11 protein-coding genes, 1 tRNA gene and 1 pseudogene are annotated in these 14,638 nt (G+C 70.4%); 3 read left to right on the top strand and 10 right to left on the bottom strand.

What is annotated here, in order from left to right:
- The first annotated feature begins 61 nt into the window (after nucleotides 1–61).
- Both AB0H87_RS04575 and AB0H87_RS04570 read left to right on the top strand, forming a co-directional pair.
- Nucleotides 62–1,294 carry a sigma-70 family RNA polymerase sigma factor gene (locus AB0H87_RS04575; RefSeq protein WP_360139532.1) on the top strand — a complete coding sequence of 411 codons (1,233 nt, stop codon included), beginning with the start codon at nucleotides 62–64 and terminating at the stop codon, nucleotides 1,292–1,294.
- 80 nt (nucleotides 1,295–1,374) lie between these two features.
- Nucleotides 1,375–1,449, top strand: a tRNA-Leu gene (locus AB0H87_RS04570).
- A 256-nt stretch (nucleotides 1,450–1,705) separates the two neighbouring features.
- Here the strand turns inward: AB0H87_RS04570 and AB0H87_RS04565 are convergent.
- The 10 genes from AB0H87_RS04565 to AB0H87_RS04520 form a co-directional block, all read right to left on the bottom strand.
- Nucleotides 1,706–2,788, bottom strand: coding sequence for an ABC transporter permease (locus AB0H87_RS04565; RefSeq protein ID WP_360139529.1), 1,083 nt, complete (start codon nucleotides 2,786–2,788; stop codon nucleotides 1,706–1,708).
- The gene (locus AB0H87_RS04560; RefSeq protein ID WP_360139526.1) at nucleotides 2,785–3,678 is read right to left on the bottom strand and encodes an ATP-binding cassette domain-containing protein; all 894 of its coding nucleotides are present in this window, start codon (nucleotides 3,676–3,678) and stop codon (nucleotides 2,785–2,787) included. The genes AB0H87_RS04565 and AB0H87_RS04560 overlap by 4 nt, the downstream gene beginning before the upstream one ends.
- Nucleotides 3,679–4,506: 828 nt before the next feature.
- Nucleotides 4,507–5,172 carry a hypothetical protein gene (locus AB0H87_RS04555; RefSeq protein ID WP_360139523.1) on the bottom strand — a complete coding sequence of 222 codons (666 nt, stop codon included), beginning with the start codon at nucleotides 5,170–5,172 and terminating at the stop codon, nucleotides 4,507–4,509.
- Nucleotides 5,173–5,835, bottom strand: a complete 663-nt coding sequence (locus AB0H87_RS04550; protein WP_360139520.1) for a response regulator transcription factor — start codon at nucleotides 5,833–5,835, stop codon at nucleotides 5,173–5,175.
- A 259-nt stretch (nucleotides 5,836–6,094) separates the two neighbouring features.
- Complete coding sequence (locus tag AB0H87_RS04545) at nucleotides 6,095–7,384, bottom strand: sensor histidine kinase (RefSeq protein ID WP_360139517.1); 1,290 nt, start codon at nucleotides 7,382–7,384, stop codon at nucleotides 6,095–6,097.
- Nucleotides 7,385–7,436: 52 nt separating this feature from the next.
- A complete protein-coding gene (locus tag AB0H87_RS04540; RefSeq protein WP_360139514.1) occupies nucleotides 7,437–9,272 on the bottom strand; it encodes a discoidin domain-containing protein in 1,836 nt (611 codons plus the stop codon).
- Between the two features lie 49 nt (nucleotides 9,273–9,321).
- Nucleotides 9,322–10,281, bottom strand: a complete 960-nt coding sequence (locus AB0H87_RS04535; RefSeq protein ID WP_360139511.1) for a substrate-binding domain-containing protein — start codon at nucleotides 10,279–10,281, stop codon at nucleotides 9,322–9,324.
- Between the two features lie 22 nt (nucleotides 10,282–10,303).
- Nucleotides 10,304–11,272, bottom strand: a complete 969-nt coding sequence (locus AB0H87_RS04530; protein ID WP_360139508.1) for an ABC transporter permease — start codon at nucleotides 11,270–11,272, stop codon at nucleotides 10,304–10,306.
- On the bottom strand, nucleotides 11,269–12,762 hold the full coding sequence (locus AB0H87_RS04525) for a sugar ABC transporter ATP-binding protein (RefSeq protein WP_360139505.1): 1,494 nt from the start codon (nucleotides 12,760–12,762) through the stop codon (nucleotides 11,269–11,271). The genes AB0H87_RS04530 and AB0H87_RS04525 overlap by 4 nt, the downstream gene beginning before the upstream one ends.
- Nucleotides 12,759–14,162 carry an aldehyde dehydrogenase family protein gene (locus AB0H87_RS04520; RefSeq protein ID WP_360139502.1) on the bottom strand — a complete coding sequence of 468 codons (1,404 nt, stop codon included), beginning with the start codon at nucleotides 14,160–14,162 and terminating at the stop codon, nucleotides 12,759–12,761. The genes AB0H87_RS04525 and AB0H87_RS04520 overlap by 4 nt, the downstream gene beginning before the upstream one ends.
- A 210-nt stretch (nucleotides 14,163–14,372) precedes the next feature.
- On the opposite strand from AB0H87_RS04520, the pseudogene AB0H87_RS04515 reads away from it, so the two are divergent.
- Nucleotides 14,373–14,638 (top strand): annotated as a pseudogene (locus AB0H87_RS04515) (hypothetical protein); the annotation flags it as partial.

Raw genomic sequence — 14,638 nt, 5'->3', positions numbered from 1 at the left:
GTGATCCTGGCTTACACGCTAGGTAGCCGGACCGTCCGAGGAATGGGGAGATATCCCTAACTTGTGTGCGCGGGCCGTCGACGCGGTCTGGCGGATCGAGTCGGCCCGCATCGTCTCGGCGCTGGCCCGCTACACGGGCGACTTCGAGCTCGCCGAGGACGTCGCCCAGGAGGCCGTCGCGGAGGCGTTGGTCACCTGGGCGCGGGAGGGCACGCCCGAATCGCCCGTGGGTTGGCTGCTCTCCACCGCGCGGCGGCGGGCGATCGACGGCTTCCGGCGGCGGGCGGCGCTGGACGACCGGTACGCGACGATCGCCGCCACCCCGCCGGCCGAGGACGACGACCTGCTCTGGGACCCCGACCGGGTCGACGACGACGTGCTCGCGCTGATGTTCATCGCGTGCCACCCCGTGCTGTCGCCCGAGGCGCGGGTGGCGCTGACGTTGCGTACCGTCGGCGGTCTGTCCAGTGAGGAGATTGCCCGCGCGTTCCTGGTGCCGGTGCCCACGATCCAGGCCCGGATCACGCGGGCGAAGAAGACCATCGCGGCCGCGGGTGTGCCGTTCGAGCTGCCACCGGCGGCGGAACGCCGCGACCGCCTGGGCGGCGTGCTCAGCGTGCTCTACGTGATCTTCACGGAGGGCTCGACGGCGACGGCGGGCGATCGGTTGCTGCGCACGGATCTGGCGTACGAGGCGATCCGCCTGGCCCGCATGCTGACCGCGCTGCTGCCCGACGAGCCGGAGGCGTTCGGCCTGTTGGCCCTCTGCGAACTGACGGCGGCGCGCTTTCCGGCGCGGACCGGGCCCGACGGGGAGGCGGTGCTGCTCGAGGACCAGGACCGGCTGCTGTGGGACCGGTCGGCGATCCGGCGCGGCCGAGCGGCTCTTGACCGGGCGTCGTCGCTGGGGCGCGGCCTTGGCCCGTACGGCCTGCAGGCGGGGATCGCGGCCTGCCACGCCGCGGCGCCGTCGGTCGCGGAGACGGACTGGGAGCGGATCGTGCTGCTCTACGAGGCGCTGGGCCGGGTCGCCCCGTCACCGATCGTGGAGCTCAACCGCGCGGTCGCGGTGGCGATGGCGGCGGGCCCGGGGCCAGCCTTGTCCATCGTGGACGATCTGGTCGCCGGGGACCGGTTGTCGGGCTCGCATCTGTTGCCGAGTGTGCGGGGCGAGCTGCTGATCCGGTTGGGGCGCACGCGGGAGGCGCGGGCGGAACTTGAGCTGGCGGCGCGCCTGTGCGGCAACACCCGCGAACGGGCGGTCCTGCTCCGGAAGGCCGCCGCGCTCCCCTGACTCACCCGAACGGGGCACCGCGGGCGGGCGCACACCGCGCGGACACCGAGCAGGGCGAGCGGGCTGGTATACACCGGGGCGGGGTCGTAGCCCAACTGGCATGAGGCAAACGGCTTAGAACCGTTTCAGTGCGGGTTCGAATCCCGTCGACCCCACTCGTTGATGTACGTTTCCGCAGGTCGCGTCGGGTTTGCCCGGCGCGACATCGCAGCTTTCATGCCAGGTGCATGATCAACTGCGCGGCCGAGCTGGTCGTCACCCGATCGTGGCGGCGGACCCGGACCGGAACTGTCAGATCTCCTCCGCCGCGTCCCAAGCCCGGGCCGTCGCCTGCGGGGTGAGAGCGCGCACTCGGCAGCGGGTCGGAAAGCTGCATCAGCTTTCCGACCCCGCCTGACCATGGACGACGCGCTAGCTGTTGAGCTCCGCCAGCTTCCGGCTCTCCTTGTCGCGGAACGCCGCGCCGAACGAGATCTTGCCGTTGGTGCGTAGCAGCGAACCCTCGTACACCCGTGCCCCGACGGCGATCAGCACCGCCGCCGCGACCACCATCACGCCCAGCGACAGGATGGGTTCCCAGGTCGCCGCGTCGCCGGTGAACAGGCGGACCGGCATCGCCGTCGGCGCCGAGAACGGGATGTAGGACAGCAGCGTCATCATCGGCTTGTTGTCGCTCAGGAAGACCACCAGGAAGAACGGCAGCATCACCACGAGCTGCAGCGGCATCGAGACACCCTGGAGGTCCTCCAGGCGGTTGACCAGCGCGCCGATCGCCGCCCAGAGCGCCGCGAGCATCACGAAGCCGACCACGAAGAACGGTATGAACCAGGCGATCGACGGGCCGATCAGCGACAACACCGCGCCGTTGTCGGTCATCTGGAGGCCCGCGATCGTGACCACCGCGATCAGCGCGATCTGTCCCAGCGCGAGCACGCCGCCGGCGATCACCTTGCCGGCCAACAGGGCGCGGGTCGGCACGCTGGCCACGAGGATCTCGACGATCCTGGTCTGCTTCTCCTCGACGACGCTCTGCGCGATCTGCAACCCGAAGGTCAGCGAGGTGAAGAAGAAGACGATGGCGAAGCCGAAGGGTACGAAGTAGGCCAGCAGCGGGTCGACCGCGTCCGGGTTCAGCAGTTGGACCTCCGGCTCGGAGCTGAGCGCACCAACCACATCGGACGGTGCGTCGTCCATCGCCAGCACCTTGCCCCCGGCCACGACCGCGGCGTCCGCGTCACCGTCGCGTACCGCCTGCTCGGCTGCGGCGTCGTCGCTGACCTGCGTGACCTCGAGGCCCGCGTCGCGCAGCGTGGTCGCGGCGGCCGAGTCGGCGACCGCGACGCTGGACGCGCCACCGCCCAACATCGCCGGGAGCACGGTGCTGCCGACGGCGATCAGCAGGAAGAAGATCGTACTGATGAGGAAGGTCTTGTCCTTGATCTTGACCTTCAGCTCGCGGGCCGCGACCAGCCGCACGGCGGACGACGTGTTCATCGGGCAACCTCTCGGAAGATCTCGGCGAGCGAAGGCGTGACGGGGCCGAAGGAACGGACCGGGCCGCGCTGCAGCGCCGCGCGGAGCACGAGCTGATCGTCGGCATCGTCCGCGAGGTCGAACACGGCGCGCGGCCCGTCGAGATCGACCAGGCTCACGCCGGGCTGGTCGCGCACCCAGCCGGCGTCGCCGGCCACAACCAGATTGAACCGACGCTGGGTGTACGCGTCGCGCAAGCTGTCCCTGCTCCCCGCCGCACGGATGGCACCGTTCGCGATGATCACGAGGTCGTCGCAGAGCCGCTCGACGACGTCGAGCTGGTGGCTGGAGAAGAGCACCGGGACGCCGCGGTGGGTCCGCTCGCGCAGGACGGTGACGACGGTGTCGACGGCCATCGGGTCGAGGCCGGAGAACGGTTCGTCGAGCACGAGCACGTCGGGATCGTGTACGAGCGCCGCGGCGATCTGGGCCCGCTGCTGGTTGCCGAGCGAGAGGTTCTCGACGGGGTCGTTGGCCCGCTCGCCCAGGCTGAGCCAGTCGAGCAGCTCGTCGACGTTGCGGTTGACGGCCTGCACCGTCAGCCCGTGCAGGCGGCCGAGGTAGACGAGCTGGTCGCGCACGGTCATCTTCGGGTAGAGGCCGCGCTCCTCCGGCATGTAGCCGAACCGCCGCCGGTCCTCCCGGGTCAGCCGGGAGCCCTGCCAGGTCACCTCACCCGAGTCCGGGGCGAGCACACCCAGGATGATCCGCATGCTGGTCGTCTTCCCGGCGCCATTGGCGCCGACGAACCCCGTCATCCGGCCGGCGGTGACGTCGAACGTCACGTCGCGGAGCACCTGGCGGTCGCCGAAGCTCCGGTTGATCGCTTCGAGATGAAGCACCTTCGTCATGCCGACAAGGCTATGAACGGGCGGTTCCGCCGTCGTCCGGCGCCGGATCGAACCGCCGGGTCCGTCGCACGACGGACCCGATCCACCGCGCGGCGGGCTCAGAGCGGGTCGGGCGTCCTGGCCGGCGTCCGCGAGTCGGTGGTCCAGGCTCACGGTGACCGCCGCAGCCGCTGCGCGCCGCTGCCTGGTCAGCGGGGGAACAGCGCCCCCGGGCCGCGGCTCCCGGGCCGCCTACGCCCAACGTCTCAGGCCCTCCGCCCCGCGGCGGTCAGCGCGGGAAGCCGCGCTCGCCGGCCGGGCGACCGTGTCTGATCCCACCTGCCAGGCCAACGCCCCAGACGGCCGATACGCCCCGCGGCGGTCAGCGCGGAAAGCCGCGCTCGCCGGCCGGGCGAGCGTGTCTGATCCCACGTGCCAGGCCGACGCCCCACATGACCCCTCCGCCCCGCGGCGGTCAGCACGGAAAGCCGCGTCACGCCGGCCAGACGACCGTGTCTGATCCCAGGTGCCAGGCCCACGCCCCACATGACCCCTCCCCCGCGGCGATCAGCACAGAAGGCCGCGTCACGCCGGCCAGACGACCGTGTCTGATCCCACGTGCCAGGCCCACGCCCCACATGACCCCTCCGCCCCGCGGCGATCAGCACGGAAAGCCGCGTCACGCCGGCCGAACGACCGTGTCTGATCCCAGGTGCCAGGCCAACGGCCCACATGACCCCTCCCCCTGCGGCGATCAGCACAGAAGGCCGCGTCACGCCGGCCAAGCAGCCGTGCTCGCGCCGGTGCCGGGCGCACGCTCGACGACTAGCCCTAGCCCCCTCGCCGGGCTCAGCGAGGGAAAAGGGTCCTGAGCAGCGGCTGCCAGGCGACCATGTCGGCGATGTCGGGGCGGATGTCGTCGTCGTGGTCGTTGATGGCGGCCGGCCAATGGACCGTGAACCACTCGCGCTCCGCGCGGCCCAGGCTCGACGCGTGCTCCCGGATCAGGGTGGCGAGCTCCGCCTCCTGGCTGCTGGTCGTGGCGTGGCGCAGCAGGTAGGTCGCCATCGGGATGATCAGGGACTGGATCGCGAGGAGGAGGCTCTGCCGGTCGGGGTCGGCGAGGTCCATCGCGAGGAGGGCGTGGACGTGGCCGACGGCGCGGTCGTCGCCCACGCAGGACAGGGCGATCAGGGCGTAGTCGCGGATGTCCGCGTCCGGGTCGAGCAAGGCGTCCGCCAGGACGTCCGACGCGTCGGCGCCCGTCCGTTTCGCCAGTGCGACCAGCGCCGCGCACCGGTCGTCGGCGTCGGCGGCCGGGTCGGCGAGCAGGTTGCGCAGGAACCCGGTGCCGGCCGGGCCGGTGGCCTCGCCGACGGCGGCGACCAGCCAACTGCCCATCTCGGCCGGCGCGCTCACCCACGCGGCGAGCAGGGACTCCTCGCCGGCCGGGCCGCCGTGCACGGCCGCGGCGATCTGCTCCCGGTGGCGATCCGAGTCCCAGTCGATCAGCATCTATCCGCCAGGCGTCACGACGCCGTGCTCGTAGGCGAAGACGACCGCCTGGGTGCGGTCCCGCAGGCCCAGCTTCGTCAGGACCCGGCTGACGTGCGTCTTCACCGTGGCTTCGCCGAGGTGCATCGCGGCGGCGATCTCGGCGTTGGTCGCCCCGCTGGCCAACGCGACGAGCACCTCGTGCTCGCGGGCGGTGAGCTCCGCCAACTGCTCGCCGCTGGTGCGTGGGGTGCCGCCCGGGCGGGCGAAGGTCGCGATCACCCGGCGGGTGATCTCGGGGGCGAGCAGGGCGTCGCCGCGGGCCAGGACCCGGACGGCGTCGATCAGGGCCTCCGGGGTGCCGTTCTTGAGCAGGAAGCCGCTCGCGCCCGCCTCCAGCGCCGCGAACAGGTAGTCGTCGCGGTCGAACGTCGTGAGGATCAGGACCGCGGGGCCGTCGGGGGTCTCGGTGATCCGCCGGGTGGCGGCCAGGCCGTCGACGCCCGGCATCTCGACGTCCATCAGCACCACGTCGGGGTTCACCGCAGCCACCATCCGGACCGCCTGCTCGCCGTCGGACGCCTCGCCGACCACCTCGAAGTCGTCCTCGGTCTCGAGAATGACCCGAAACCCGGTGCGGACCAGATGGTGGTCATCGGCCAGCAACACCCGGATCGCGCTCACGCCACAACCCCCGCCTGAATCAAACGACCGCTGCCGGCCTGCGTGCGAGCGGCCGGAAACGCGACGCCGGTCAAGAAGCCAACCGCCACCCTGGCCCGAACCACGCGACCCCGAGCCAGAACCCGCGAACGTGTCAGGACCCAGCGCGCCGCAAACGCGGCGCCGCCCAAGAAGCCAACCACGCCCGAATCCCGGGAGTCGAAAAGGCCGCGGCCTAAGGCCCTGGGAGAGCCGACGCCACGCGACAGACCGGCGGAAATCATGCTTCGACCGTTACTCGGGTCAGGGGGAAGCGGGCGCGGACGCGGAAGCCGCGGCGGCCTGGGCCCTCGCCGACCGGGCCTGTTTCCAGGACCCCGTCGTGGGCCGTGACGCGTTCGCGCATGCCGATCAGGCCCATCCCGCCCGTGCGTTGGCCGACCACCGCGGAGCGGCCGTCGTCGGTCACGTCGATTTCCACCTCGTTGGCCAGATAGCGGATCCGGACGTCGATCGTGGCCGCGCCCGCGTGTTTGATGGTGTTGGTCAGTGCTTCCTGCACTATCCGGTAGATCGCCTGCGACAGCGACTCCGGCAGCGCGACCGGGTCGCCGTAGACGCCCAGCTTCGTCTCCAGGCCCGCCTCGCGGGCGTTGCCCAACAGGTCGTCGAGGCGGTCGACGCCCGCGCCGGCGCCGTCGACCATTGCGCCGCTCGACTGGCGGAGCAGGCTCAGCATGCGGCGCAGCTCGTCGACCGCCGTGCGGGCGCTCACCTCGACCGACTCCAGCGCCGCGCGGGCCTTGGCCGGGTCCTTGTCGAGGACGCGGCGGCCGGCCGACGCCTGCACGCCCATCACCGAGACGTGGTGAGCGACCACGTCGTGCAGCTCCCGGGCGATGCGTAGTCGCTCGTCGGCGACCGCCAGCTCCCGCGCCTCGGCCTGGGACGCGCGTAGCTGCTCCGCCTGCAGCTCGAGCTGGTGCTCCCGGCGGGCCGCCGTCCACGCGGTCTCGCCGAAGAAGTAGGCGAAGCCGAAGAGCAGCACGTTGATCAGCAGGCCGTTGACGATCACGGCGAGCAGCGGCGGCAGGAACCCCGAGGCCCTGGCGAACTCCGGGTCGGGATTACGGATGAGGGCGATGGTCAGGGCGACGAAGAGCCACACGAACATCGCCGCGATGATCGCGACGCGGATCCATTTGGCGTGCCGTCGGTCCTGGCCCCAGGCGCCCAGCGTGTAGATCGCCGCGAACAGCACGCCGGTGGTCAGCTGCTGCTCGGGAGCCGCGCGGACCTGGCCCCCGATGAACGCGGCCGAGACGATGATCGCCACCGCGCCGGGCCAGCGGCGGCGCCAGCACAGCGGCACGCAGATCAGCACGGTCCAGAACAGCTGCTCGGGCAGGGCCGGCACGTGCGGGAAGAACAGCGCGCCGGCCGACGTGGCCAGCGTCATGTTGAGCAGCGTCAGCGCGGTGACCGCCACGCCGATGAGCACGTCGACGCGGCGCTGCTCCGGCGTCGGGCCGGGGCGGCGCCACTGGTCGAGAACAGCCGGTGCGGTCACGGGAGCAAGTGTAGGGAAGGGGTCCGACAGCGACCCCTCCCCTACAGATCGATCAGGAGGCGTACGCCTCCAACTCGTACACCCGCGCGGCCCGGTCGGTGTCGCTGGTCGGCGTGATCACGTTCACGCGGAGATATCGCACCGAACGTGGCGTGAACGTATGGGTCGTCACGTTCGCCGTGTTCCCCCGCGGTGACGCCACCGTCGTCCAGGCGGACCCGTCGGCACTGACCTGCACGTCGAAGTCGCGCGTGTTCCACACGGGTTTCTCGTTGCCCGCACCGGAATGCCGCAGCACCACCCGCCCGACCTGGCGGGCGGCCTGCAGGTCGACCCGGATCCACTTCGACGCGCCCAACGAGCACCACTTGTCACCGTTGCCGCCCGTCACGGTCCCGTTGACCGCCTTCGCGGGCGCCTCGCTCGCCGCGCACTGGCTGTCCGCGGTCGCCGGCCGGTTCAACGCCAGGTTCACCGAGGGAGAAGCCGCCGGCACGTAGAGCCGGACGTCGGTCAGCCGCGCGCTCCCCTCGTACACGTTGGTGTAGAGATCCCCGATCACGAACCAGTCGGGGTACGCGGACCCGGCCGGCCACTGGTTGGGCCAGGTCGTGCTCCCGTTGTAGTCGTTCTGCACGAGGTCGCCGTTGAACTGGCCGTTGTACTCGCTCGCCTTGACGTTGTAGTGCCAGATCGGGTTGTTGTTGACCACGAACGGCCGGTGGAACCGCAGCGTCTTCTGCCCGACCCGCGCGAAGTTGCCGCTGGCCTCCAGCACGTAGCCGGTCGCGTCCCGCTCGATCGCGAACGTGTAGAACGTGTTCGGCATGAGCTCCGGCTGCAGCTCGGCGGCCGACGAGAGCTGCTGCTCGGCCACGCCACCGGAACACGACGTCATGAACCACTGCGAGTTGCCGGCCAGTCCACCGCGCCCCGGGTTCCAGTTGGGCAGACCACTGATCCACATGTTGACGGTGTTGAAGTTGCCGTCGCGGTAGTTGTAGTACGTGTTGGCGTTCGAGTCGCAGACCCGCCCGCCGGTGCCGCTGCCGACCCGGTCGGGGTGCTGCGAAAACGAGTCCATCAGCACCTTCCGGCGATAGTGCCAGAAGTGGTTGTTCCGGGGCGCCGGGTTCGCGAAGTCCACGATGGACATGAAGTGGAACCCGTTGTAGCCGAACGGCCCGGCCCGCACGTCCTGCCACTCGCAGTAGGGCACGGAGGCGTCGCCGCTCCACCCAGGGCTGTCCGAACCCTCGCCCCACGGATGCTGGGTCTTGCACCCGCTGGTCCCGTACCCGTTGATCCGACCGTCGTAGTTGATGGTCCCGTTGCGCTTGCCGCCGAAGTCCAGCGTCTTCAGCTTGTATTCGACCCGGTAGTAGTCGGGCAGCTGCTGCGACGGCCGCAGGATGACGCCGCCGGTGTGGTCCGGCACGTTCATCTTCGCCACCCAGTCGCTGCCGAGCTGCTCGCGGGTGAGCGACGGCGGCGACTCGATGACACCGTCGGCGTTCCAGTCGCGCGCCGACAGCGACGCGGTCAGCCAACCGTTCTGGCCGACCGGAAACTCCTTGCGGTACGTGCGGAACGAGTTCATCGCCGTGGTCCACGCCGGACCGTAGTCGTTGCGGTACCACTGGCCGTTGTCGTCCATGATGGTGTCGAACGGCTGCGCGTACGTCTCGCGTACCCAGGGAGCGTTTGCGGTGTCGATCGGATTCGCGAAGCTCTCGTTGTAGAGCAGTGTCCACCCGGGCCGGGTGGGGTCGTCGAGCGCCGCCGCTGCCGGCTCCGGCAGGCCGACCAACGTGCTGAGCGCGACGATCCCCACCACGGCGAGGGCCGGCGATCGGCGACGGATGGACGGTGTGCTGCGTCTGCGCATGGTCACTCCATATCCACTCGGGTGGCGACGCCGACCGCCACAGTTCGTCCTAGAACACCCCGCGGTCCATGTACTGCTTCGCGTTCTCCTTCGTCACCATCGGCGAGTCGACGACGGTGTCCTTCTCCGGCGTGGCTCCGCCCAGGATCTCGACGGCCCGGTCGAGCCCCTTGGCGCCGATGATGTCGGCGTCGTTGAGCCCGGTGACCAGGTAGTTGGTGCCGTCGGAGATGGCCTTGAGCGCCTCGGTCTGCCCGTCGACGCCCGCGATGACGATCTGCGCGGTCTTCTTCGCGTCCGCGATGGCGCGTTGCGCGCCCAGGCACATCGCGTCGTTCTCGCAGAACACCGCGACCAGGTCCGGGTGGCTGGCGAGCAGGCTCTCCATCACGGTCAGCCCGCCGTCGGAGCTCCAGCCACCGAAGCCCGGCGCCTCGACGAGCGTGATCCCCGCCTTGCCCTGCAGGGCCGCCTTCACGCCGTTGGTGCGCGCGAGCCCGATGCTGTTGTCGGCCGGGCCGCCCTTGATGATGGCCACCTTGCCGCCCTTGGTCAGCCGCTGGGCCAGGAACTCGCCGTCCTGCTTGCCGATCGCCTCGTTGTCGGGGCCGATCCAGCTCGTGTACTCCCCGGTCTGGAACTTGCGGTCCACGAGCACGACCGGCTTGCCGGCGGCCTTGATGGCGGCCAGCGCGGCCGGGGCGGACTCCAGCGGGCCGCCGGAGATGATGATGGCGTCGACGTTCTTGCTCAACAGGTCCTCGACGTTGGAAGCGAGCTTGGCGGCGTCGCCGTTGGCGTCCGTCGTGAGGATCTCGATGTTGCCCTTCTTCTTGGCCTGGTTGGCGATGGCCTTGTCCATGCCGCTGAAGTAGGGTCCGCCGAGCGTGAAGTTCGCGACGCCGATCTTGTAAGAGTCCTTCGCGGCGCCGGGGTCGGAGTCGGAACCGCAGGCGGTGACGCCGAACGCGAGCGCGCCGGCCAGGAACAGACTTGCGAGCCGTCTCATGGTGCGTGGCCTCCTTGTGGGTTCAGGTGCGCCGGCGGCTGGCCCGGTGTACGAGGATGACCGCGATGATGATCAGTCCCTTGAGGACCTGCTGCCAGAAGCTCTGCACGTTGTAGAGGTTGAGCAGGTTGTTGATGAGCGCGAGGACGAGCACCCCGCCGAGGGTTGCCGCGGCGGAGCCCTTGCCGCCGGCCAGGCTGGCACCGCCGATCACACAGGCGGCGATCGCGTCGAGCTCGAACGCGACACCGACGCTGGGCTGGGCGATGCCGACCCGGCTGGCCAGGATCACGCCGGCCAGGCCGGCACAGAAACCGCTGATCGTGTACGCGAGGAGCACGTGCTTGCGCACGCTGATCCCGGCCAGCCGCACGGTCTCGGCGTTGCCGCCGATCGCGACGATCGACCGGCCGGCCGGCGTGCGGTGCAGGAACACCCCGCCCACGAGGAACACGGCGAGCATGATGACCGTGGTGAGCGGGATCGGGCCGAGCATCGCCGAGCCGAGCCAGAAGAACGACTCGTCCTCGGGCGCGATCGGCACGTCGGAGTAGACGAACGCCAGGCCGCGGATGGTGGTCAGCGCCGCGAGCGTGACGACGAACGGCGCCAGCTCGAACCGGGCCACCAGCGTGCCGTTGACGAGTCCGAAGAGGACACCGCTGGCGATGCCGACGAGCATGGCGACCGGCAGCGGCAGGCCCGACGACAGGCCGGCGGTGAGGATGCCGGCGAACGCGACCACCGAGCCGACGGACAGGTCGATGCCGCCGGTCAGGATCACGACCAGCATGCCGTACGCCAGCAGGCCGGTCGTCACCATCTGCTTGAGCAGGTTGGTCAGGTTGGTCTGGGTGAGGAACGCGTCGGTGGTGAAGGCGGCGACCGCGAGCACCACCACGACGAGCCCGATCGCGGCGTGCGCGAGGGTGAGTGTCTGCCCCGGTGTCGTTCTGGCCTCGGCCGCCTGCTCCGGCTTCGTGAGTGTCATGCCGCCCGCCCGATCGAGTATGCGAGGACCTGGTCTTCGGTGGCGCCTTCGGAGCGCAGCTCACCGGCGATGCGGCCCTCGCGCATCACCAGCACGCGGTCGGTCGCGCCGAGCACCTCGGTGAGGTCCGACGAGATGAGCAGCACGGCCACGCCGGCCCGCGCGAGGTCGTCGACCATCCGGTAGATGGCGACCCGGGTGGCCATGTCGACGCCGCGGGTCGGCTCGTCGAGGATCAGCACTCGCGGCTGTTTCAGGAGCCATTTCGCGAGTACGGCCTTCTGCTGGTTGCCGCCGCTGAGCCGGACGACCGGCATCGTCGCGCAGTGCGCGGGGCGGATGTCCAGGCCGTCGACCATCCCCTGCACCGCGCGGCGCTGCTTTGTGCGGTCGACGAGGCCGCCGCGCGTCGACGCGTACAACGTGGTCAGTGTGATGTTCTCGCGGACCGTCAGGTCCGGGACGATGCCGCTGCCCTTCCGGTCCTCGGTGACGAGGGCGAGGCCCGCGGCGATCGCGTCCTGCGGGGTTCGGAAGGTGTGCGGTGTGCCGCCGATCTCGATGCGGCCGCCGGTGGGGCGGGTGGCGCCGAAGAGGCAGTGCGCGAGCTCGGTGCGGCCGGAACCGACGAGGCCGAAGAGGCCGACGATCTCGCCTTTGTGGACGGTGAGGTCGACGTCGCGGAACTCGCCACCTCTCGTAAGGCTTTTCGCCTTTAGCGCCGGCTCGGCCGCGGGGCTGTCCCGGCGGTCCGGATAGATCTGTTCCAGGCGGCGGCCGGCCATCAGGCGGATCAGCTCGTCCTCGTCCGTCTGGTCGGGCGTCGTGGTGGCGATGACCGCGCCGTCCTTCATCACAACGATTTGCGTGGCGAGATCGAGGACCTCCACCAGGCGATGCGAGATGTAGATGACCAGGGTGTTCTGCTGTTGCAGGCGCCGGACAAGGGCGAACAGGGCGGCCAGGTCGCTGCCGGCGAGGACGGCGCTCGGCTCGTCGAGGACCAGGATGCGGGGTTTCGCGACGAGGGCCTTGGCGATCTCGACCATCTGCTGCTTCGCGACGGAGAGGCGACCGGCTCGTTGGCGCGGGTCGATGGTGGTGAAGCCGATCTCGTCGAGCAGGGTCCTGCTCTGCTCGTGGGCCGCGCGCCAGTCGATCAGGCCGTGCTTGCGCGGGAATCGGCCCAGGAGCAGGTTCTCCGTGACGGTCAGCTCGGGTGCCAGGGTGAGCTCCTGGTAAACCGTGCGGATGCCGTGCTCGTGCGCGTCGTGGGGGCTGCCCGCGGCGGTGGGCGAGCCGTCGATGAGCAGCTCACCGGCGCTCATCGTCTCGGCGCCCGCGAGGATCTTGATCAGGGTGGACTTGCCGGCCCCGTTGGCGCCGACGACACCGATCACCTCACCGCGGTCGCCCGTCAGGTCGACGCCGTGCAGGACCTCGACGCCGGCGTACGCCTTGCGGACGTTTCTCAGCTCGAGCAACGTCATGCGAAGGCGTCCATCACGATGATGGTCTTCTCGCTCGTCAGGTCCGCGACGGTGTCGTGGATGCCCTCCCGGTAGCCGCCCGTGTCCTTCGTGCCGCCGAACGGGAGATTCTCGGCGCGCAGGGCGGTCGACCCGTTCACGATGACGCCGCCGACGTCGAGCTGGCGGGCCATGGTGAAGGCACGGGAGATGTCGCGGGTCCAGACGGCGGCCTGCAGCCCGTACGGTGACTCGCTCGCCATTCTCGTCGCGTCCGTCGTGTCCGTGAACCTGGCTATCGGCGCGACGGGGCCGAAAATCTCCTCGCTGAAGGCCTTGCTGTGCGTGGGCGCGTCGGTGAGGACCACGGGGTCGACGAAGGCGTTGCGGCGGTTGCCGTTGGTGCGTTCCTTGGCGCCGTCGCTCCGCAGCTGCCGCACCGCCTCCTCGACCTGCGCGGCCGCCTGCTCGGTGATCAGCGGGCCGACGTCGGTGCGTTCGTCGAGCTGGTCGCCGACGGTGAGTTGGTTCGCCTGCGCGAGCAGGGCTTCGACGAACTCGTCGTGTACGGGGTCCTGCACGTACACCCGTTTGACCGCGCAGCAGATCTGGCCGTTGCCGCGGGCCAGCCGACCGAGGACGACCGCCTCGGCGGCCCTCTCCAGGTCGGCGTCGGCACAGACGATGAGGGCGTCGTTGCCGCCCAGCTCCAGGAGGACCTTCTTGAGCGTCGCGCTGGCCCGCCGGGCGATCTCCTTGCCCGCTCGGGTGCTGCCGGTGAGCGAGATCGCGGCGATGCCGTCGGCGTCGGCCAGGGCCTGGGAGATCTCGGGGCCGCCGTTGACGAGCTGGTGCGCATGTCGCGGCGCGCCTCTGCTTTCGATGATCTCCGCGATGCGGTGCAGGGCCAGTGGGCACTTCTGCGGCGGGTGGACGATGACCGCGTTGCCGGCGGCCAGGGCGGCGCCGGCCTTGTGGGCGTAGAGCTCGACCGGGTAGTTGAACGGGACCAGCGCGGCGACGACGCCGAGGGGCTCGCGGATGGTCACGGCCAGGTGCTTTTCGAGACCGGGTACGGCGTCCAGCGGGATCTGCCGGCCGAAGACGCGGGTCGCCTCGGCGGCGAGCCCGTGGAAGATCCGGATCGCGGCGGCCACCTCGCCGCGGGTCTGCGTGATCGGCTTGCCGTTCTCCTGCGCGAGCAGGTAGGCGAGCTGCTCCTGCTCGGCGGCGATGCCCTCGGCGATGGCGTGGAGCAGCCGCGCGCGCTCGTGGGCCGGCAGTGCACGCATGGCGCGCTGGCCCTGCTGCGCGTTGTCGATGGCGCGTTGTAGCTGTTCGGACGTGGTCACCGGGACCTCGCCGAGCCTTTCGCCCGTCCCCGGATTGTGGACGGCAATGACCGCGTCGGCCGCTAACATCCGATCACTCCAAACCGGCGATGCCGTCCGCTTTGCCCGGCACCACGCACTCGACCTGCACTGATATAAACATCCAGGGCTGTAAGAGTTTCGATGTCGTGACGGAATGGTCACAGACTCCGTGGATCACCGTCAATACTCATCCCATGATTGTCGCGCCGTCCACTTTGTCCGTCACGATGCACGCATCGATGTCCTACGCTGCGTGACGTGACTGATCCATCGGCGTTGACCAATTTGATCTCGGATGCGACGGCCGCGCTCTCGGCGGCGGTGCCGCGCGATGCGGTCGTCGGCGAGGGCGTCGCCGCGGACGGCTTGATCGCGGTGCGCGTAGCGTTGCCGGGCCGGGTGGTCGGCATGGACCTGGATCCGGCGGCGTTGCGCCTGCCCCTCCCCGAGCTGGTGGCGTCGTTGACCGACCTGCGGGCCGAGGTGGCCGAGGCCGGTGAGGTCACCCTGGGCGGACCGGCGCT

The sequence above is a fragment of the Asanoa sp. NPDC050611 genome (genome assembly GCF_040654855.1).
In the GTDB taxonomy this organism is placed as follows: domain Bacteria; phylum Actinomycetota; class Actinomycetes; order Mycobacteriales; family Micromonosporaceae; genus Asanoa.
The sequence above is the reverse complement of the archived record's forward strand: the minus strand, read 5'-3'. Positions and strand labels throughout refer to the sequence as shown.